19 protein-coding genes are annotated in these 16,940 nt (G+C 65.5%); 10 read left to right on the top strand and 9 right to left on the bottom strand.

The features are described from left to right. Positions 1-53: 53 nt before the first annotated feature. The 4 genes from CEY09_RS16240 to CEY09_RS16225 form a co-directional block, all read right to left on the bottom strand. Positions 54-245, bottom strand: coding sequence for a hypothetical protein (locus CEY09_RS16240; protein ID WP_088589436.1), 192 nt, complete (start codon positions 243-245; stop codon positions 54-56). Between the two features lie 45 nt (positions 246-290). Beyond that, positions 291-485, bottom strand: coding sequence for a hypothetical protein (locus tag CEY09_RS16235; protein WP_088589435.1), 195 nt, complete (start codon positions 483-485; stop codon positions 291-293). A 293-nt stretch (positions 486-778) separates the two neighbouring features. Further along, entirely contained in the window at positions 779-1,780 is a 1,002-nt protein-coding gene (locus CEY09_RS16230) for a Dyp-type peroxidase (protein WP_088589434.1), read from the bottom strand. 120 nt (positions 1,781-1,900) lie between these two features. Further along, positions 1,901-2,665, bottom strand: coding sequence for a MipA/OmpV family protein (locus tag CEY09_RS16225; RefSeq protein WP_377785548.1), 765 nt, complete (start codon positions 2,663-2,665; stop codon positions 1,901-1,903). Positions 2,666-2,796: 131 nt separating this feature from the next. On the opposite strand from CEY09_RS16225, the gene CEY09_RS16220 reads away from it, so the two are divergent. From CEY09_RS16220 to CEY09_RS16205, 4 genes are all read left to right on the top strand, one after another. Then, entirely contained in the window at positions 2,797-3,465 is a 669-nt protein-coding gene (locus tag CEY09_RS16220; protein ID WP_088589432.1) for a response regulator transcription factor, read from the top strand. Further along, positions 3,462-4,814: an ATP-binding protein gene (locus tag CEY09_RS16215; RefSeq protein ID WP_088589431.1), complete on the top strand. Its 1,353-nt coding sequence runs from the start codon at positions 3,462-3,464 to the stop codon at positions 4,812-4,814. Before CEY09_RS16220 ends, CEY09_RS16215 begins: the two co-directional genes overlap by 4 nt. An 85-nt stretch (positions 4,815-4,899) precedes the next feature. Continuing rightward, positions 4,900-5,565, top strand: coding sequence for a GntR family transcriptional regulator (locus tag CEY09_RS16210; protein WP_006226548.1), 666 nt, complete (start codon positions 4,900-4,902; stop codon positions 5,563-5,565). Between the two features lie 40 nt (positions 5,566-5,605). After that, positions 5,606-5,968, top strand: a complete 363-nt coding sequence (locus CEY09_RS16205; protein WP_088589430.1) for a hypothetical protein — start codon at positions 5,606-5,608, stop codon at positions 5,966-5,968. 15 nt (positions 5,969-5,983) lie between these two features. Here the strand turns inward: CEY09_RS16205 and CEY09_RS16200 are convergent, their stop codons facing one another. From CEY09_RS16200 to CEY09_RS16185, 4 genes are all read right to left on the bottom strand, one after another. After that, entirely contained in the window at positions 5,984-6,652 is a 669-nt protein-coding gene (locus CEY09_RS16200; protein WP_088589429.1) for an RraA family protein, read from the bottom strand. A gap of 39 nt (positions 6,653-6,691) precedes the next feature. After that, on the bottom strand, positions 6,692-7,657 hold the full coding sequence (locus CEY09_RS16195) for a Bug family tripartite tricarboxylate transporter substrate binding protein (protein ID WP_006226551.1): 966 nt from the start codon (positions 7,655-7,657) through the stop codon (positions 6,692-6,694). Positions 7,658-7,716: 59 nt separating this feature from the next. Then, entirely contained in the window at positions 7,717-8,592 is an 876-nt protein-coding gene (locus CEY09_RS16190; RefSeq protein WP_088589617.1) for an NAD(P)-dependent oxidoreductase, read from the bottom strand. 174 nt (positions 8,593-8,766) lie between these two features. After that, positions 8,767-9,525 (bottom strand): alpha/beta fold hydrolase, encoded by a 759-nt coding sequence (locus CEY09_RS16185; RefSeq protein WP_088589428.1) that lies wholly within the window; start codon positions 9,523-9,525, stop codon positions 8,767-8,769. 160 nt (positions 9,526-9,685) lie between these two features. Between CEY09_RS16185 and CEY09_RS16180 the strand changes: the two genes are divergently transcribed. The 5 genes from CEY09_RS16180 to CEY09_RS16160 all read left to right on the top strand — a co-directional run bounded on the left by CEY09_RS16180 (position 9,686) and on the right by CEY09_RS16160 (position 15,273). Then, positions 9,686-11,134 carry an HD domain-containing phosphohydrolase gene (locus CEY09_RS16180; RefSeq protein ID WP_088589427.1) on the top strand — a complete coding sequence of 483 codons (1,449 nt, stop codon included), beginning with the start codon at positions 9,686-9,688 and terminating at the stop codon, positions 11,132-11,134. Positions 11,135-11,222: 88 nt separating this feature from the next. Then, entirely contained in the window at positions 11,223-11,732 is a 510-nt protein-coding gene (locus CEY09_RS16175; RefSeq protein ID WP_088589426.1) for a DUF1993 domain-containing protein, read from the top strand. 234 nt (positions 11,733-11,966) lie between these two features. Further along, the gene (locus tag CEY09_RS16170; protein ID WP_088589425.1) at positions 11,967-13,535 is read left to right on the top strand and encodes an FAD-dependent monooxygenase; all 1,569 of its coding nucleotides are present in this window, start codon (positions 11,967-11,969) and stop codon (positions 13,533-13,535) included. Between the two features lie 87 nt (positions 13,536-13,622). Further along, positions 13,623-14,069, top strand: coding sequence for an SRPBCC family protein (locus CEY09_RS16165; RefSeq protein WP_088589424.1), 447 nt, complete (start codon positions 13,623-13,625; stop codon positions 14,067-14,069). A 151-nt stretch (positions 14,070-14,220) separates the two neighbouring features. Next, complete coding sequence (locus tag CEY09_RS16160) at positions 14,221-15,273, top strand: alpha/beta fold hydrolase (RefSeq protein WP_088589423.1); 1,053 nt, start codon at positions 14,221-14,223, stop codon at positions 15,271-15,273. Between the two features lie 27 nt (positions 15,274-15,300). Here the strand turns inward: CEY09_RS16160 and CEY09_RS16155 are convergent, their stop codons facing one another. After that, a complete protein-coding gene (locus CEY09_RS16155) occupies positions 15,301-15,885 on the bottom strand; it encodes a YceI family protein (RefSeq protein ID WP_088589422.1) in 585 nt (194 codons plus the stop codon). Positions 15,886-16,085: 200 nt separating this feature from the next. Between CEY09_RS16155 and CEY09_RS16150 the strand changes: the two genes are divergently transcribed. Further along, the gene (locus CEY09_RS16150) at positions 16,086-16,892 is read left to right on the top strand and encodes a hypothetical protein (protein WP_088589421.1); all 807 of its coding nucleotides are present in this window, start codon (positions 16,086-16,088) and stop codon (positions 16,890-16,892) included. Positions 16,893-16,940 lie beyond the last annotated feature (48 nt).

Genomic DNA, 16,940 nt, shown 5'->3' with positions numbered 1-16,940 from the left:
AAAAAGCGCGACGGCCAGGCCGCCGCGATTCAAGGTTGCAGTCCCGGCTCAGGTCATTTGAAATAGGGCTGACGACCGGTGCCAAGTCCGGCCGGGGCGCCGGGAGCGCCCGACATCTTGAGGACGATGTTGGGTTTGCCGCCGCCAGCGCCCCCGCTCACGTCCTGGACCTCGGTCTCGCTCAGCGGCTGGATTTTTTCTTCTGCGGCGTTATCGAGAGACGCCAGATTGTCGGTCTTTTCCATTGGAACTCCTGTTCAAGCGCACCATTGCGGTTCGCGATTTCCGGGTCAGCTGCAGTAGATGGTCTTGCCGGGCGCAGCGGCCCCGCGGCTAGCCTGCGAGGCGGGCGTCCGAGCCACCACGCCCGGGGAGCGATTCGGCCCGACGCCGCCGCTGACCTGCTGGATCTCTGCCGCGGTCAGGGGCTGGACGGTAACGTCCGATGCCTTGTCCGATGGATCCGGTTGAGTGGTTTTCTGCATAGGTATCTCCTGCTTGCCGGCAAAGGAGTCCGTGCCGGCATCGGCCGAGCAGCCACAGGCGCCCGGCTCTCGCCGTCTTGCAAAGCCAACGGAAATCCAGAGCCCAATTCGCTGAACTGCTCGGGGAGAACAGTAGCAACGCACAGGTATGAGCGCATCGGTCTTTAGTCGTAGATGCCTGATACAGGGGCACTACCGCCCCGCATCCGGGGCGCGCGGCAGGGCAGCGTTGGCGCCGATCAATGACTATCTACGGGTAGCGTCAAGTGCCGGAGCGGCACCCGACGCTACATTCAAGCGATCGAAGGAGAGGTCGTCGCTGTCGTCGCCTGCTGCGGCGCTTCTGCACGGACCGCGCGCGTTTCCAAGTCTTCCAGCAGTTCGGCGGACGGCACGAAGAACAGGCTGCCCGTCACCGCGCGGCTGTAGTCCAACAGGCGGTCGTAATTGCCCGCCGGGCGGCCCACGAACATGTTCTCAAGCATCTGTTCGATCGGGGCGGGCGAACGCGCATAGCCGATGAAGTACGTGCCGAACTCGCCCACGCCCGCACGGCCGAAGGGCATGTTGTCGCGCAGGATCTTCACTTCCTGCCCGTTCTCTTCCAGCGTCGTCAAGGCGCTATGAGAAGAGGTCGGCTTGATGTCGTCGTCCAGTTCCACGTTCGACAGCTTGTGGCGGCCAATGATGCCTTCCTGGTTCTCCACGGTCAGCGCGTTCCAGCCCGTCATGTCGTGCAGGTACTTCTGCACCAGGACGTAGCTGCCGCCGGCGAATTCGGCGTCTTCATCGCCGATCACGGTGAAATTGACGGCCTCGCGCCCTTCGGGATTTTCAGTGCCGTCGACAAAACCGATGATGGCGCGCCGGTCGAAGTAGCGAAAGCCATGGACTTCATCAACCACGGTCACCGCATCGCCCAGGCCGTTGACCAGCAAGGTCGCCAATTCAAAACAAAGGTCCATGGAATCCGCGCGGATGTGCAGCAGCAGATCGCCCGGCGTGGACACGGCCACGCGCGTGCCCTCGCCGAACACGCGGAAAGGATGCAGGCCCGTGGGCCGCGGCTGGCCGAACAGCGCGTCCCAGGCGTCGGACCCGAATGCACAGACGCACGACAGGTTCTCTTGCGGCGAACGCGTGCCGACGGTGCGCGTCAGCGTGGCCACGCCGGCGCACCAGCCGCGGACGGTTTCGGCGGCGGCCGCGCCGGGGTTCAGCGTGGCGACGATGAATATCGCGTGACGCGTAGGGGGACTGTGGACGGCTTGAGGTTCGGGCGGAAAGTCAGGCATGGGATCGGATCTTCAGGACGTGATGACGGAAATTCTGGCGGAAATTGTATCTGTTCCGCCTGAATATCCGCCCCGATCCGCCCCGATACGCCCCGATCCCCCGCCGTTCATCCCCTCGCGTCAGAAGCGGTACGCCACCCCCACCGAGCCGAACACGTTGGCCTTGCGTTCCGTCAGCGGGCTATCCCGCGCATCTCCCAGCAAGGTATTGACCCCGATCGTGGACACCGTGCTCCAGCTGGGGTTGATGCGGTACGACCACGTCGTGTAGATGCCCGCCGACTTGAAGCCTGAAGACGGCGAATAGGTCGACAAGCCTTCGCGGCTACGTGCGGCCTGCGACGGCGTCACGCCGAACCAGGTCTGCATGTAGTCGCTGTTGGCCCATTCGGTGCGGACGCCGACCTGCACGTTGTGCTGCTCGGTCATCAGCGCGGCGTACGATGCGCGCAGCTCCAACGTGCCGCCGTAGCCGCTGCGCGCCGCCTGCTTGTAGCCGGCCCCCAGCGAATACCGGCCCGGCCGCCACTCCACATAAGCGCCGTAGGCGCCGTGGAACTTGATGTCGTCCAGCCCCTTCAAGCGGTCGGCGTCATCGGCCTTGCGCCCCAGGCTCATCCCCACGAAAACGCCCGCGTCCAGGTCGGAGGCCAGCGACGTCTTCAGTCCCATCGCCGGCAGGCCCATGCGCGGCGTGATGAAGAAATTGCCCGATTGATAGTTGATCAGCGGAACCGGCAGCGCCCGGTACTCGCGGGAACCCTCATAAACGGGGACCGCTCCGACCCCCAATCCGATGAAGTTTGTGCTTTGCGCAGAGGCGGCGCCAGCTGCACTGAAAACCGCGCCCGCGAAGACGCCTCTTGCTAATATACCCATCCGCATCAGGGCTTCCTTCCGTTCTATGACAATGGCCGTGGGCGACCGCCCCCGGGCTTGGCCTGCATTGTCCTGAGCATCTTTTAATAATTCTTTAAGGCTCCGGCGGCACTGCTGGAGACGGCCGTGGAGCTTGCTTGCGTATCCTGCTGGTAGAAGACGATCCCATGCTGGGCGATGCCTTGCGCGCGGGCCTGATTCAAGACGGCGCCGACGTCGACTGGGCGCGCGACATGCCCCAAGCGCACCTGGCGCTGGTGGACCACGGTTATCAAGCCGTCCTGCTGGACCTGGGCTTGCCCGACGGCAGCGGCCTGACAGTGCTCAAGGCGCTGCGCGCCCGCTTCGACACAACGCCCGTGCTGATCATCACCGCCCGCGACCGTTTGAGCGACCGCATCCAGGGACTGGACGCCGGCGCCGACGACTACCTGGTCAAGCCCTTCCAGCTGGACGAGCTGCTGGCCCGGATGCGCGCCGTGCTCCGCCGCAGCAGCAACAGCGTGGTGTCGGCGCTGCGTTGCCGCAACGTCGTGCTGGAACCCGCGCGCCGCACCGTGACGCAGGACGGCAGCGAAGTAAGTTTGAGCGCCCACGAATACCACACGCTGCTGGCGCTGATGCAACGCATGGGCAACACCGTCAGCCGCGATCAGCTGGAAGTCGCCGTCTACGGCAGCAGCGGTACCATCGAAAGCAATACCGTGGCCGTGTACATCCACCAGTTGCGGCGCAAGCTGGGTGACGGGTTGATCGAAACCCAGCACGGCCTGGGGTACCGCATCGTGCAGGACGGTCCGCCATGAAGACGCTGCGCAGACAAGTCGCGGTCACCTTGCTGCTTGCCATGCTTGCGACGTGGCTGACGGTGTTCGCCTTGATCTACAACGAGCAGACGCGCGCCGAAACCGGCATGCTGGACCGGGACATGCGCGACGCAGCCCAGAAGGCGCTGCTGTCCCTGCCCGCCAGCCTGCTGCGGGCCGCGCCTTCCAGTGAAGACCGATTCGAACTCCCCAACTCCAACCGCTTCGACGGAGAGTCCTTCAACTTCCAGGTCTGGTCGCTGGCCGACAAGCGGCTGCTCGTGCAGTCGCCATGGGCGCCTGATGAACCCTTGATCAGCGATTTTCAAAACGGCTTCCAGAACGTCACGCTGGGCGGCGAACGCTGGCGCGCCTACGCGGTGGCGGACAGGGACGGCCGCATACAGGTCCAGTTCGCCAAATCCGAAGCGCAACTGCGCAAGGAAACGACCGAGCGCATGCGTAACGGCCTCGCGTTCCTGAGCGTGCTTTTCCTGATATTGACTGGAATGACGTGGCTGGTCATGCGCCGGGCCTTCCGCCCGGTGGACCGCGCGCGCGACGCCATCCTGAGCCGCCCGGCCATGGACTTGGCCCCCTTGCCGACCTCGGGCATGCCGGGCGAACTGCAACCGTTCATCCAGTCCATCAACAGCCTTCTGGAACGTCTGTCGGCCTCGCTGGACCGGGAGCGGCGCTTCCTGGCCGATGCGGCGCACGAACTGCGCACGCCGCTCGCAGCCTTGAGCGCCTACGCGGAGTTGGCCGTGCGCAGCGACACCCAGCAGGCGCGCGACCAAGCGGTGGACAAGCTGCGCGACGTCGCGACCCGCACCACCCGCCTGGCCGAGCAATTGCTGGACCAGGCTCGCACCGAAGCCCTGAGCGAAGGCCCCGCCGAATCCGTCGCACTGGACCGGCTGGCCGAAATGATCGTGCGCGACAACGAGGCGCTCGCCCACCGCAAGCACCAGCGCATCAGCCTGGATGCCCAGCCCGCCTCCGTGGAGGGCGGCGTCGATGCGTTGGGCGTGCTGCTGCGCAACCTGCTGGACAATGCCTTGCGCTACACCCCCGAGGGCGGCCGCGTGGCCGTGTCCTGCGTGTCGCTAGCGGACGGCGGCGCACAACTGTCCGTGGCCGACAACGGGCCGGGCATCGCGCCCGCCGAGCGCGAACGCGTATTCGACCGCTTCTACCGCAAGGCCGGCACGGTCGAACGCGGCAGCGGCATCGGCCTGTCGCTGGTGGCGCAGATCGCCGCCAAGCACGGCGCGCGAATCGAATGGGGACCCGGGCTGGACGGCCGCGGCGTGGGCATCACGGTGACGTTTCCTGCCGGCGCCTGAAACGTGCGGATGCACGGGTGATTTGGCCTGCCCCCTTCGGGTATAGTCTGGATCTCTTTCGCGCCCTCAGGAATCCTGCGCCACCATGACCAGCGCCCGCGACCTAGTCTATGGGGAACTCCGCCGACGGCTGATGTCCGGCGTGTTCCTGCCTGGCGAGCGGTTGCGCGAAGAGCATATCGCGGCCGAGCTTTCCGTCAGCCGCACGCCGGTGCGCAGCGCCATCGACCGGCTGATCACCGACGGCCTGGTCAAGCGCGAAGGCCACCGCGGTGCGGTGGTGCTGGGTTGGGTGGACCGCGACATCAACGAGGCGTTCGAACTGCGCCTGCTGCTGGAACCCTATGCCGCGCGCAGCGCCGCGGAGCGCGCCACGCCTGAACAGATCGACCATCTGGAACAGATCAACCAGCGCATGCTGGAGGCCATCCTTTCCGACGACACCGACCGCGTGGCGCGGGTCCAGCACTGCAACAACCTCTTCCACCATGCCTTGCTGGATGCGGCGCAATCCGCGCGCGTGCGGACGATGGTGGAAAACCTGCTGGACATGCCGATCATCATCGGCTCGTTCTACTTCTACACGCATGACGACATGCTGCGCAGCGTGGAGCACCATCGCCAGATCATCGCCGCGTTGCGCGCGCGCGATCCGGGATGTGCGGATATCGCCATGCGTTTTCACCTGACCACGACCCACCTGCTTTTCCGCAGCCAGCGCAAGCCGCCGGCCGATGCGCCCGCCGCGTGACGCGGCCCGCGGGTGTCAGTCTTTCCCTATATTCGCTTTCATGTATTCGCCCCAGATCCTTGTCGCCCTGTTCGTCCTGTTGCTGGCCGTGGCCATTCCGCTTGTCACGGTAGCCGTGCAACTGGTGCAGCTCTTGCGCTGGTCATTCAACGCCGACAAGGCGACGCGAGGCGAACGGCCGCATTTCACCGGGCCGGTGCTGGCCCTGGTGTTCAGCGTGCTGGCGGCCAGCGATTTCACGTCCTATGAACCGATGCGGACCATCGCCGAACTGAATCCGGTACCGATGGCCGCACGTGCCTACTTCACCGTGGCGATGCTGGTGCTGGCGGTGCTGTCGTGGGCCTACGGCGGCGCAGTCAAAGACCGGGTCCTGCGCCGCCTGGGCATCGCCCAAGGCTGATTGCCGATAGCTTGATCAGGGCTTCCAGCCCTGCGCCTTCAGCCGCGCATCGATCCACGACGTATCCAGCGTGCCGGCGGCGATCTGCGCCAGCATCTCTTCTTCGACCGCATGCTTGGCCGACGCGGCTTCGTAAAGCGCGGCCACCTGGTCATACGGCAAGGCCAGCAGGCCGTCCTCATCGCCCAGGATCAGGTCGCCCGGTTCGATCGTCATGCCGTCCAGCGCGATGACGCCATTGATCTCGCCCGGGCCATCCTTGTAGGGCCCACGGTGCGTCACGCCGGCGGCATACACCGGGAACGAGCCGCGGCGAATGGTGCCGGCGTCGCGGATCGCGCCGTTGATCACGATGCCGGCCAGGCCGCGCTTCTGCGCGTAGGTGGTCATGATTTCGCCGATGATGGCGTTGGTCAGGTCGCCGCCCGCATCCACCACCACCACGTCGCCCGGCTGCGCCAGTTCCAGCGCCTTGTGCACCAGCAGGTTGTCGCCGGGGCGGGAGCGCACCGTCAGCGCGGGGCCGGCCAGCGGATGGCCGTCATGCATGGGCCGCAGGCGCGCGCCGCCGGCCGTCATGCGCGACATGCAGTCGCTGATGTTGGCGACGGGAATGCGGCGGAACTTCTCGACGAACTCGCTCGCGACCGCGCGTTTGCGCGGGTGAATCTCAAAACCGATCATTGGGGTTCTCCTGATGCGTTGTCTGTGGATCTCGCACGATCATTGTTTGGGGATGCCGGCTTCCTGCACGACCTTGCCGAAAATGTCGTGGTCGGCGCGATGGCGCTTGCCCAGATCCGCCGGCGTGCCCGTCATGACGCTGTAGCCGGAGTCTTCAAGCTTCTTCACGACATCCGCCTGCGCCTGGGATTTATTCAGCGCCTGGTTCAATGTGGCGACCACGTCGTCCGGCGTCTTGCCGGGCGCCATCAGCCCCCACCAGATCGTCTGGTTAATGGTCTTGAAACCGCTTTCCGCGAAGGTTGGCACATCCGGCAGCGCCGGCGAACGCTCGTCGGCCACCACGGCCAGCGCGCGGACCTTGCCGCCGCGGATCTGCGGCAACAGCGATGCCACGGAACCGGTGTAGAGGTCGATGCGGCCGCTGGCCAGATCCGGAAACGCCTGCGACCAGCCGCGGTACGGCACGTGCATCAGTTCCATGCCCGCCGCCTTGCGCCACAGGTGGCCGATCAAGTCGCCGCTGCCGCCGATGCCGGGAATGCCCAGCGATACCTGGCCCGGCCGCGCGCGGGCGGCCTTCACCACGTCGTCCAGCGTCTTGTACGGAGACTCCGGCACCACCACGAATACGCTGGGTGACGAGGCCACCAGGCCGACTGGTTTGAAGTCCTTGAAGGTGTCGTAGCTGAGCTTGTTGTACAGCCACGGGTTCAGCACGATGTTGTCGGTCTGCGCCATGACCAGTGTGTGGCCATCAGGCTTGGCGCGCGCCGTGGCGTCCAGCGCCAGGTTGCCGCCCGCGCCCGGCTTATTCTCGACCACGATGTTCCAGCCCGTGTCCTGCGCGATGGCCGACCCGATCATGCGGGTCAGGGTGTCGGTTCCACCGCCCGGGGGAAACGGGGAAATCAGCGTAATGGGCGCGGAGCCCATGTCGGCCGCGCTGGCCGCGGCGCACGAGGCCAGCAGCGTGGCTGCCAACACAGTCTTCAGGGATTTCATTGTCTTCCTCACTGATGTTTGGGAATTGCACGGCCCTCTGAGGGGCCTTTTGCCGCGATTCAGGATTGGCGCGCCAGGGGCGTCAGCCATGCCAGGCGGTCCGCCACGGAGTCGGGCACGTTGAACGAACCGGCCTCGCGTGCCGTTTCGATGCCCTTGGCCGTACGCGCGAAGAGCCGTTCGACGCCGTCCAGCACCAGCGGCTGCAAGCCGGCCTCGACCAATTGCTCGCGCGCTTCGCGCACTTCGGCCAGGCGGCGCGGTGCATGCAGCACATGCGAGCGGACGAAGGAATCGACGAATGTCGTCAGCGGCGTCCGGTCCATATCGGACAGGACTTCATAGAGGGAGGCGCGCAGGCCCATGCTTTCAGCGGCGACCAGGCACTCGACGGCCAGGCTTTCCATGCCCTTGGTCAGGATGCTGCGCAATAGCTTCAAGCGGACGGCGTCGCCCGCCTGGCCGTCGATCGCCTGCGCGGGGGCTCCCGCGGACAGCGTGAAGGCGGCCACGGCGGGCGCGCCCGTGCCGGCGCACAACAGCGGGGTCCGGGCGCCCAGCAGCGCAATGGCGCCCATGATCGCCACATCGGTAAAGGGCACGCCGCGCTGCGCGGCGATGTCGGCAGCGGCGCGCATGTCGGCAGCACTTGCGGTCGTGAAGTCGGCGTAGGACGCGTCGTCGCGCAAGTGCGGCAGCGCCTGCGTGGCGACTTTCAGCGCCGCGTGGCCGAAGACGGCCGACACCACGATGTCGGCCTGAGCCAGCCACGGGCCGGGCTCGGCATGCAACGCGCTGCCATAGGAGGCCGCGCGCGCCTGCATCTCGGCGTCCTGGCGCAGCTCGCAGATACCCACGATCGAATGGCCGGCGGCCACCCACGCCGCTGCATAGCAGTCCCCCACTTCACCACAACCAATCAGTGCAATTTTCATGTTCATAAATACAAAAAAAATACAAACATGGTTATAGCCTGACTGAAAGGCTGGGAATCACTAGTGTTAACCCGAGTATTTCAGGGTGTCTCAGAACATAAAAAGTACATTTTAGGAACATTGCGGACTCATCCGCCCGGCGCCTTGGCAACCACCGGGCGGGCAGGGTGCGCCTTACTTCACGCTGGCGACTGCATCCAGGATCACGCGGGCCACATCTGCGGGGCGCGATTGCTGCGGCACATGGCTGGACGGCAGGGCCGTCACTTTCGCGCCGATCTGCGCTGCCATCGTGCGCTGCAAGGCGGGCAGGATCATGCGGTCGTTCTCGGCCACGATGAACCACGACGGCTTCGTCTTCCAGGCGGCGGAGGTTACGGCTTCGCCAAACGCCGTCGCCTTGATCGGCCCTTGGGTGGCCGCCATCACGCGGGCCTGAGCGGCCGGCACGTCTTGCGCGAAGTCCCGCGCGATGCCCTGGGGCGGCATGCTCAGCCAGCCATGGCTGTCAGCGGCGATGCTGTCCGTGCCCGGCGCCTTGGGCTCATTCTTGGTCATCGACGCCACCGACTGGCCTGCATCGGGCGCAAACGCCGCCACGTAGACCAGGTTGGCGACCTTCTCGTGCTTGCCCGCCTCGGTAATCACCACGCCGCCCCACGAATGGCCGACCAGCACCACTTTCCCGGGTTGATTGTCGATGGCGCGATTGGCCGCGGCCACGTCGCCGGCCAGCGAATCCAGCGGGTTCTGCACCGCCTGGACCTGCACGCCCTTGTCTTGCAGCAGGGCGATCACCTTCGCCCAATCCGAGCCGTCGGCGAAGGCGCCGTGCACGATCACGACGGAAGGCTGGGCCGCAAAGGCCTGCGAAACCGGGCCTGCGAACAGGCCGGCTGCCAGCAATGAGGCTGCGATAATATGGCGTTTCATACTGAATTTCCTTTAGGTTGGGTGCCAAGCGACGGTGTCGTGCTTGCTGGGTTCCAGTGTCGTCATCCTCCCGCCAGGCCGGTATCGGTTGATTAACCGATAAGGCCGCGATCAGCCTCGCAATCAGCCCGCCCCCTGCCCCTTTGACCGCCCGCCCCCGATGACCGCCGCCAGTACGATGGAACTCACCGATGCCGTGCTGGCCATGGCCTTTGTCGGCGACCTGAGCATGGGGCGCGCCACCGATCATTCGCGCCGCACCGCGTGCCTGGCCGGCAAACTGGCCGCGGCCCATGGTGCGGGCGAGGCCGCCCAGAACCACGCCCGTGCGGTGGCGCTGCTGCGCTGGTCGGGCTGCACGGCCAACGCCAGCGGCTTCGCGGACCTGCTGGGCGACGATGTGGCCTCGCGCGAGGCCATGATGGCGCAGACGCTGCCGCCCCTGGATCCCCGCACGCAATCGCTGATCGTGCCGCTGGCGTTGATCCATTGCGAAATCTCGGGCGACGTGGCCGTCAACCTGGGCATGCCGGACGACGTGGTGGCGGGTCTGCGCCACGCCTTCGAACGCCATGACGGCAAGGGCATGCCGCAGGGCGTGGCCGGGGACGCCATCCCGGGGGTCGTGTTCTACGTGAATGCGGCAAGCGATCTGGAAATCCTGAGCCGTGCGCATGGCCGCGACAGCGCGATGGACTACCTGCGCACGCAGGCCGGCGCCAAGTATCCCGCCGCAGTCGCAGACCTGGCGATCCGCCATGGCCCTGCCTGGCTTGACGACATCGACGCCCACCCGCCGTCAGGCACCGAATGGGCGTTGGCCGACGCCCCGCTCGACGCGCCCGCCGCAGACCTGACGCTGCTGGCGGACGTAGCCGAACTCAAGCTGCCGTGGCTGGCAGGCTATTCCCGCCGGGTCGCGCAGTTGGCCGCCCGTTGCGGCGCGCTGCTGGGCATGGGCCCGGCCGCGCAGGAATCGTTGCAGGCGGCTGCGCTGGTGCACGGCATCGGCCGCGCCGCCTTGCCGAACCGGTTGTGGAACACGCCCGGCAAACTGTCCGCCGACCAGTGGGAACAAGTCCGGTTGATGCCCTATTGGACCGCCCGGGCCGCCCGCCAGATCCAGGGCCTGAGCGAAGCGGCCGAACTGGCGTCTTACGCCTACGAACGCCTGGACGGCAGCGGCTATTTCCGCGGCTCATCCGGGTCCGCGCTAAGCCCTGCGCAACGCGTGTTGTCCACGACGGTCGCGCTGCAGGCGTTGCTGGAAGACCGCCCCTGGCGGCCGGCTTATTCCCTGCAGGAGGCCGCCCGCATCCTGCGCGAGGAAGCCGAGGCGGGCCGCTTCGATGCAGAGGTGGCGGCCGCCGCCATCACCGCTGCATCCGGCGGCGCCCCCGCGGCACGCCGCACGACCAGCACGCTGTCGCAACGGGAGCTGGAAGTCTTGCGCCAGATCAGCCTGGGGGCCAGCAACAAGGAGGCTGCCCGGGCGTTGAATATCAGCCCCAGCACGGTGCGTACCCACGTGGAAAGCGTGTTCCGCAAGCTGGAGTGCTCGACCCGCGTCGCCGCGACCTTGAAGGCCCTGACCGCGGGGATCCTGTAAGCGGCCATCCTGTCGCCAATTGCTGGTAGTCTTGGGCCTGCCGCGCGGGGAGCCCCGCGCCCGCCTCACTCATTTTGCGAGTCCCCTCATGACCACCCCCATGTACGACGCTTCCGTCCCTGTCATCAAGCAAATGCTGTCCGCGCTGTCGGACGTGCTGAAGAAGGCCGAAGCCCACGCCACCGACAAAAACATCGACCCGTCCGCCTACCTGGGCGCCCGCCTGTTCCCGGACATGTTCCCGCTATCGCGCCAGGTGCAGATCGCCACCGACTTCGCCAAGGGCATCACGTCCCGCCTGGCCGGCGCGGAAGTGCCGTCCTGGCCCGACTGTGAACCCACCTTCGCCGAGCTGCAGGCCCTGATCGCCAAGACCCTGGCGCATGTCGGTTCTTTCAAACCGGAACAGTTCGAGCAAAGCGCGTCCCTGGAAATCGTGCTGCGCCCGGGCACGCCGAAAGAAAAGAAGCTGTCGGGCAGCGCCTACCTGCTGCACTACGGCCTGCCGCAGTTCTTCTTCCACGTGACAACGTCCTACGCGATCCTGCGCCACAACGGCATCGAAGTCGGCAAGCGCGATTACATGGGCGCGTACTGATGACACATAAGTGCGTGCGGACCTGACGCCGCACCATTGAAAAAGGCCACGGCGCTGATCCCGTGGCCTTTTTCATTGTGCCGGCACTGGTAAGCCCGTACCGGTCTTCCGATCCCTCAGCCATGCGACGGGCTCCGGAACCGTTGACGAGGGCATCCCGCTTGCTCTAATTTCGCCAGACGCGAATCGCGTGACGCAAGCCCCCCCGCCAATGCCCCCCGCTCAGGGAGATCCATGATGATCGCGACAACCGTTCTGGTCGTAGGCGCGGGCCCAGCCGGCCTGCTCACCGCCGTGGAGCTGGTTCGGCGCGGCGTCCAATGCCTGTTGATCGACGCACACGAGCAGCCCATGGAATGGGACCGCGCCACCGTCGTGCATCCTCGATCAATCGAAATACTGGACGCACTGGGCATCGCCGACCCGCTCTTGCGTCTGGGCGTCAAACAGCGCCATGCCCGTATCCATGCCGATGGCGCCGTGCTGGGCGACATTGACCTGTCGCTGTGCGCCAGCCGGTATCCATTCAATATCGGCATCTCGGAAGAAATGACCGAATCCATCCTCCACGACTATCTCGTCGCACACGGCGGCGCGGTCACCCGCGCCACCACGCTTGTGGGCTTGGTGGCGCAACCCGATGGCGTTGCAGCCACAATCGATCAGCGGGGCGCGCGGTCAGAGGTCCACGCGCAATGGGTAGTCGGATGCGACGGACACCACAGCACCGTCCGCACGTTGATGGGTATCGAACAAGACGGCCACGACATCCACCAGCCTTGGGCCGTGTTTGACGCGGCCATCCCGGCATGGCCGGAATCCTTTGAAGCCAACTACGCCTATCTGGATCCGACGCCGGTCATTCTGACGGCCCTGCCCGACCGCCGCTGGCGCGTGTACCTGCGGCCCCGCTCCGCGCAATCCGATCTGGTCGCCGACGCGCTGGCCACCTTGCAACGCTACCTGCCTGACGCGAGGTTTGACCAGATTTCGCATCCCGCACGCTTCGATTGCCACACCAAGGTTGCCCGGAACTTCCGATCGGGCCGTGTGTTGCTGGCCGGTGACGCTGCGCACACCTGCAGCCCGGCGCAAGGGCATGGCATGAATACCGGGCTGCAAGATGCCTACAACCTGGGCTGGAAGCTTGCGCTGGTTTGCCAGGGACATTGTTCCGACACGCTGCTGGACAGCTATCACGCCGAACGGCGCCCCGTGGCCGATCAGGTGATGGCCTCGGGCGATGCCGCCGAACGCGCACAGATGGTCAAGGGGGAACGCGCCCGCCGCGAACGAGATGCAGCGATCCGGACGGCCTTTGCCGATCCTGGCACGCGGCACCATGAAGCGGTAGCGGAGGCCGAGCTTGATATCGACTACGCAGGATCACCTATCGTCATGGGCGATCCGCACGAAGCCCTTTGGCCGGGCCAGCGTCTGCCTGATCAGATTCCCCTGACGTTCGCATCGGGCGGCGTCGGCCACCTGCATGCCTGCACTCGCCGCCTGGGCCACACCGCCCTGCTGATCGGCTGCGCCGCGACGCCGGAGGACGCCCTGGAGCAGGTGCGCCGCGACATGGACGCGCTAGCTGGCGGAGCCATCATCGAACAAGTGATCGTCCTGACCGCGAATGCCGGGGTATCCGGGGTGCATGCCTACCTGGCGCCCGACATCGCCCATGCGCTGGGCGTGCGCGGCATTGTGCTCGTGGTCGTCCGGGCCGATGGCCACGTCGGCCTGCGTGCCGAACAGGGGCATGCCGAAGCGCTGTCGGCGTACATCGGACGGTTACAGAACTAGGGGTTTTCACTAGCTCCGGCCATGTCGATTTCGTTGTCCTCTGAACGTCGTATGAGTACGACCCTCTCATTCCAAGGCGGACACACCATGACTACCGGCACCGTTACCTTCCACCGCGTCCTGCGCGCCGCGCCCGAACGCGTCTACCGCGCTTTCCTTGAGCCCGACGCCGTCGCGAAATGGCTTCCCCCCTATGGATTCACCTGCCAGGTCCACCAGCTGGACGCCAAGGTGGGCGGCGTCCACAAGATGTCGTTCCGCAATTTCTCGACCGGCAACAGCAGCGGTTTCGGCGGTGAATACCTGGAGCTGGTCCCCTCCGAAAAAATCCGCTACACGGACCGCTTCGACGACCCGAACCTGCCCGGACAGATGCAGACCACGATCACGCTGCGCAAGGTATCCTGCGGCACCGACATCAGCATCGTTCAGGAAGGCATCCCTGCCGTCATTCCGCCCGAGATGTGCTACCTGGGCTGGCAGGAATCGCTGACGCAGCTGGCCAAGCTCGTCGAACCGGAAATTCCCGACTGAGCCGAATCCATGGCGGAAAACCGGCAGATTTGAATCGCACTGTATCCGCCCCTGGGGCCCATACATTCGGACACCCGGCGCGCGCGCCGGACCTCTATAAATCGTTCGCAGCAAGTCCCCAACCCTGCGAACCCTTTATGGAGCCTCCGCCATGACAGACCCTATCGACACCCGGCGTCGCCGCCTGCTCGCCACGACGTCCACCCTGGCAGGCATCAGCCTGCTGAACCTTGGCGTGAGCGGCACGGCGCAGGCCAAGTCCAGCCCTGCGCAACCCGCCAACACTACACCCCGCCGCAGCGCCGCGTCGTTCGACGGCATCCGCCAGATCCGGGCCGGCACGCTCGATGTCGGTTATGTGGACGCCGGCCCCAGCACCGGCCCTGTCGCCATCCTGCTGCACGGCTGGCCTTACGACATCCACGCCTTTGTCGACGTCGTGCCACGGCTGACCGCCGCCGGTTATCGCGTCATCGTCCCGTACCTGCGCGGCTACGGCTCGACGCGCTTCCTGTCGGCCGACACGCCCCGCAACGGCGAACAGGCAGTGGTCGCCGTGGACATCATCGCGCTGATGGATGCGCTGAAGATCGAACGTGCGGTCATTGCCGGCTTCGATTGGGGCGCGCGCACCGCCAACATCATGGCCGCGCTGTGGCCCGAACGTTGCCAGGCGCTGGTGTCCGTCAGCGGCTACCTGATCGGCAGCCAGGAAGCCAACCGCAAACCGTTGCCCCCGCAAGCGGAATTCCAGTGGTGGTACCAGTTCTACTTCGCCACCGAACGCGGCGCAGCGGGCTACGCCGCCAACCGCGACGGCTTCAACAAGCTGATCTGGCAGTTGGCATCGCCGCAGTGGAAGTTCGACGACGCGACGTATCAACGTTCCGCACAGTCATTCGACAACCCTGACCACGTGGCGATCGTGGTGCACAACTACCGCTGGCGCCTGGCATTGGCCGAAGGCGAATCGCATTACGACGAACTGGAAAAACGCCTAGCGGCCACACCGAAGATCACGGTGCCGACGATCACCCTGGAAGGCGACGCCAACGGCGCCCCGCATCCGCCCCCCGCCAGCTACGCCAAGCAGTTCAGCGGCAAATACCAGCACCGCGACATCACGGGCGGCATCGGCCACAACCTGCCGCAAGAGGCGCCTGAGGCGTTTGCAGAGGCGGTGTTGGCGGTGGTGCGGCTTTGAGAGGCGGCGCGGCGCGTGACGTGATGCTCAAGGACGCCGCCCCGCCTCCACCTGGATCTTCAACTCCACTTCCGGCTTGAACCCCATGTCCAGGCCGAACTCCAGCCCGAAGTCCTTGCGGCTGAACTTCGTTGACACGTCGGCACCGCAGACCTCGCGTTTTTCCATCGGGTGCTGGATGCACTTGAAATCGTCGATCTCCATCTTGACGGGCCGCGTGACGCCGCGCAGGGTCAGGTCACCCGTAGCCTCTTCGGGGCGGTCGCCGTCGAACTTGGTGAACTTGCCCTTGAAGGTGGCCGTGGGATAGCGGGCGGCGTCGAAGATGTCGGGCGCGACGGCATGCTGGTTCATTTCGTCGTGGCCGAAATCGACGGAATTGATGTCCACCGTGACTTCCACCGTGCCGGTGCGCGCTTCGCGGTCCAGCACCACCACCCCCTTGGACTTGTTGAACTTGCCGCGCCACGTCGACAGGCCACCCATGTGATCGGCTTCAAAGCTGGGGTAGGTATGCGACGGGTCCAGATCGTAGGTGACCGGCGCAGCGGCGGCCGGTAATGCCAACATCAGCGCGCTTGCGCCCAGCAGCAGGGACGGGATCGACTTCATCAGGGCTCCTCATGACGGGAACGGGGCCGCGCGCGATACAGCGCAGCCACCGATTGGAAGCCAAACCATAACATTCAGCTTGGAGTCAGCCGTAAAAATAGGACTGAAACGTCCTGTCGGCATTCCTGCCAGATTGAAATGAACAAAACTTGATTCAGGCAATAATGCGCCGCATCTCTACCGCGATCACGGAAACGACAATGAAAAAAGTGTTTGCCTTACTGATTTCGGCCGCCCTGCCGGTTGCTGCCCTGGCACAGCCGGACACTGAACCATTGAAGCTGAACCCGGACAACAAGCTTTTCTGCAACGCGCAGACCGACTGGTGCGTCGGCATCAAAACGGACGGGTCCTTCGAAACCAACGGCCCGTTCGCTACCAGCCGCACGCTGCGCTCCGACCGCGCATTCTGGGACTTGCCCGACATTCCGGATTTTTCCAAGTTCACCGTTTGGCCCCAGCTGATCCGCCTGAGCGAAGATCGCGCGCTGGTGGGCGTGGTCGGCCCGGCCGAACCCGACTACAAACTAGAGACGCAATTCTCAGGCGGCAGCTTCATCCGCCAGGACCTCTATCTGTTCGAGGTCACGCTGGGCGAACCTTCCGCCAGCAATCTGGTGTTCATCATGCCGTCGTCGACGGAAGCGACGATCCGCGCCTGCTTCAATGAAGCCGACCAGCGCAAGCGTGATGGCCACTGCATCGATGCCTATCAATTCAAGGCCGCTCTGAAAGCCTTGCCCGGAACCAAGACGGCCAGCGGCGCGGAGTATCCGGACCTGCAAGTCACCACCCAGGCAACGCGCGCGCCAGCGACCGCCAGCCGCTACGCCGACTCCAGCGCGAAGCCGGCGCCGACGAAGGCCGAGGTTGCTCCTGCGGCCGACAAGCAGTGCAGCTACACGGTGACCTACAAATGGAAATCCGACGGTTCGGTCTATGCACCGACGTCGCCGCTGCCCGATTGCGCCGAATTCCTGCAGGCCTCGCCCAAGGCGAAGCCGTAACGCCGCAACCGGATCAGGCAGCGCCCCTAAAAAGAGCGCTGCCGCCGC

This window comes from Achromobacter marplatensis (genome assembly GCF_002209535.1).
In the GTDB taxonomy this organism is placed as follows: domain Bacteria; phylum Pseudomonadota; class Gammaproteobacteria; order Burkholderiales; family Burkholderiaceae_B; genus Achromobacter; species Achromobacter marplatensis.
Note: the sequence above shows the minus strand (reverse complement) of the source record. Positions and strands in the feature narration are given on the sequence as shown.

Excerpts from the sequence above, each read along its gene's own strand:
- CEY09_RS16240 (WP_088589436.1), bottom strand. The coding sequence starts at position 245 with ATGGAAAAGACCGACAATCTGGCGTCTCTCGATAACGCCGCAGAAGAA.
- CEY09_RS16235 (WP_088589435.1), bottom strand. The coding sequence starts at position 485 with ATGCAGAAAACCACTCAACCGGATCCATCGGACAAGGCATCGGACGTT.
- CEY09_RS16230 (WP_088589434.1), bottom strand. The coding sequence starts at position 1,780 with ATGCCTGACTTTCCGCCCGAACCTCAAGCCGTCCACAGTCCCCCTACG.
- CEY09_RS16225 (WP_377785548.1), bottom strand. The coding sequence starts at position 2,665 with ATGCGGATGGGTATATTAGCAAGAGGCGTCTTCGCGGGCGCGGTTTTC.
- CEY09_RS16215 (WP_088589431.1), top strand. The coding sequence starts at position 3,462 with ATGAAGACGCTGCGCAGACAAGTCGCGGTCACCTTGCTGCTTGCCATG.
- CEY09_RS16210 (WP_006226548.1), top strand. The coding sequence starts at position 4,900 with ATGACCAGCGCCCGCGACCTAGTCTATGGGGAACTCCGCCGACGGCTG.
- CEY09_RS16205 (WP_088589430.1), top strand. The coding sequence starts at position 5,606 with ATGTATTCGCCCCAGATCCTTGTCGCCCTGTTCGTCCTGTTGCTGGCC.
- CEY09_RS16200 (WP_088589429.1), bottom strand. The coding sequence starts at position 6,652 with ATGATCGGTTTTGAGATTCACCCGCGCAAACGCGCGGTCGCGAGCGAG.
- CEY09_RS16195 (WP_006226551.1), bottom strand. The coding sequence starts at position 7,657 with ATGAAATCCCTGAAGACTGTGTTGGCAGCCACGCTGCTGGCCTCGTGC.
- CEY09_RS16190 (WP_088589617.1), bottom strand. The coding sequence starts at position 8,592 with ATGAAAATTGCACTGATTGGTTGTGGTGAAGTGGGGGACTGCTATGCA.
- CEY09_RS16185 (WP_088589428.1), bottom strand. The coding sequence starts at position 9,525 with ATGAAACGCCATATTATCGCAGCCTCATTGCTGGCAGCCGGCCTGTTC.
- CEY09_RS16180 (WP_088589427.1), top strand. The coding sequence starts at position 9,686 with ATGACCGCCGCCAGTACGATGGAACTCACCGATGCCGTGCTGGCCATG.
- CEY09_RS16175 (WP_088589426.1), top strand. The coding sequence starts at position 11,223 with ATGACCACCCCCATGTACGACGCTTCCGTCCCTGTCATCAAGCAAATG.
- CEY09_RS16170 (WP_088589425.1), top strand. The coding sequence starts at position 11,967 with ATGATGATCGCGACAACCGTTCTGGTCGTAGGCGCGGGCCCAGCCGGC.
- CEY09_RS16165 (WP_088589424.1), top strand. The coding sequence starts at position 13,623 with ATGACTACCGGCACCGTTACCTTCCACCGCGTCCTGCGCGCCGCGCCC.
- CEY09_RS16160 (WP_088589423.1), top strand. The coding sequence starts at position 14,221 with ATGACAGACCCTATCGACACCCGGCGTCGCCGCCTGCTCGCCACGACG.
- CEY09_RS16155 (WP_088589422.1), bottom strand. The coding sequence starts at position 15,885 with ATGAAGTCGATCCCGTCCCTGCTGCTGGGCGCAAGCGCGCTGATGTTG.
- CEY09_RS16150 (WP_088589421.1), top strand. The coding sequence starts at position 16,086 with ATGAAAAAAGTGTTTGCCTTACTGATTTCGGCCGCCCTGCCGGTTGCT.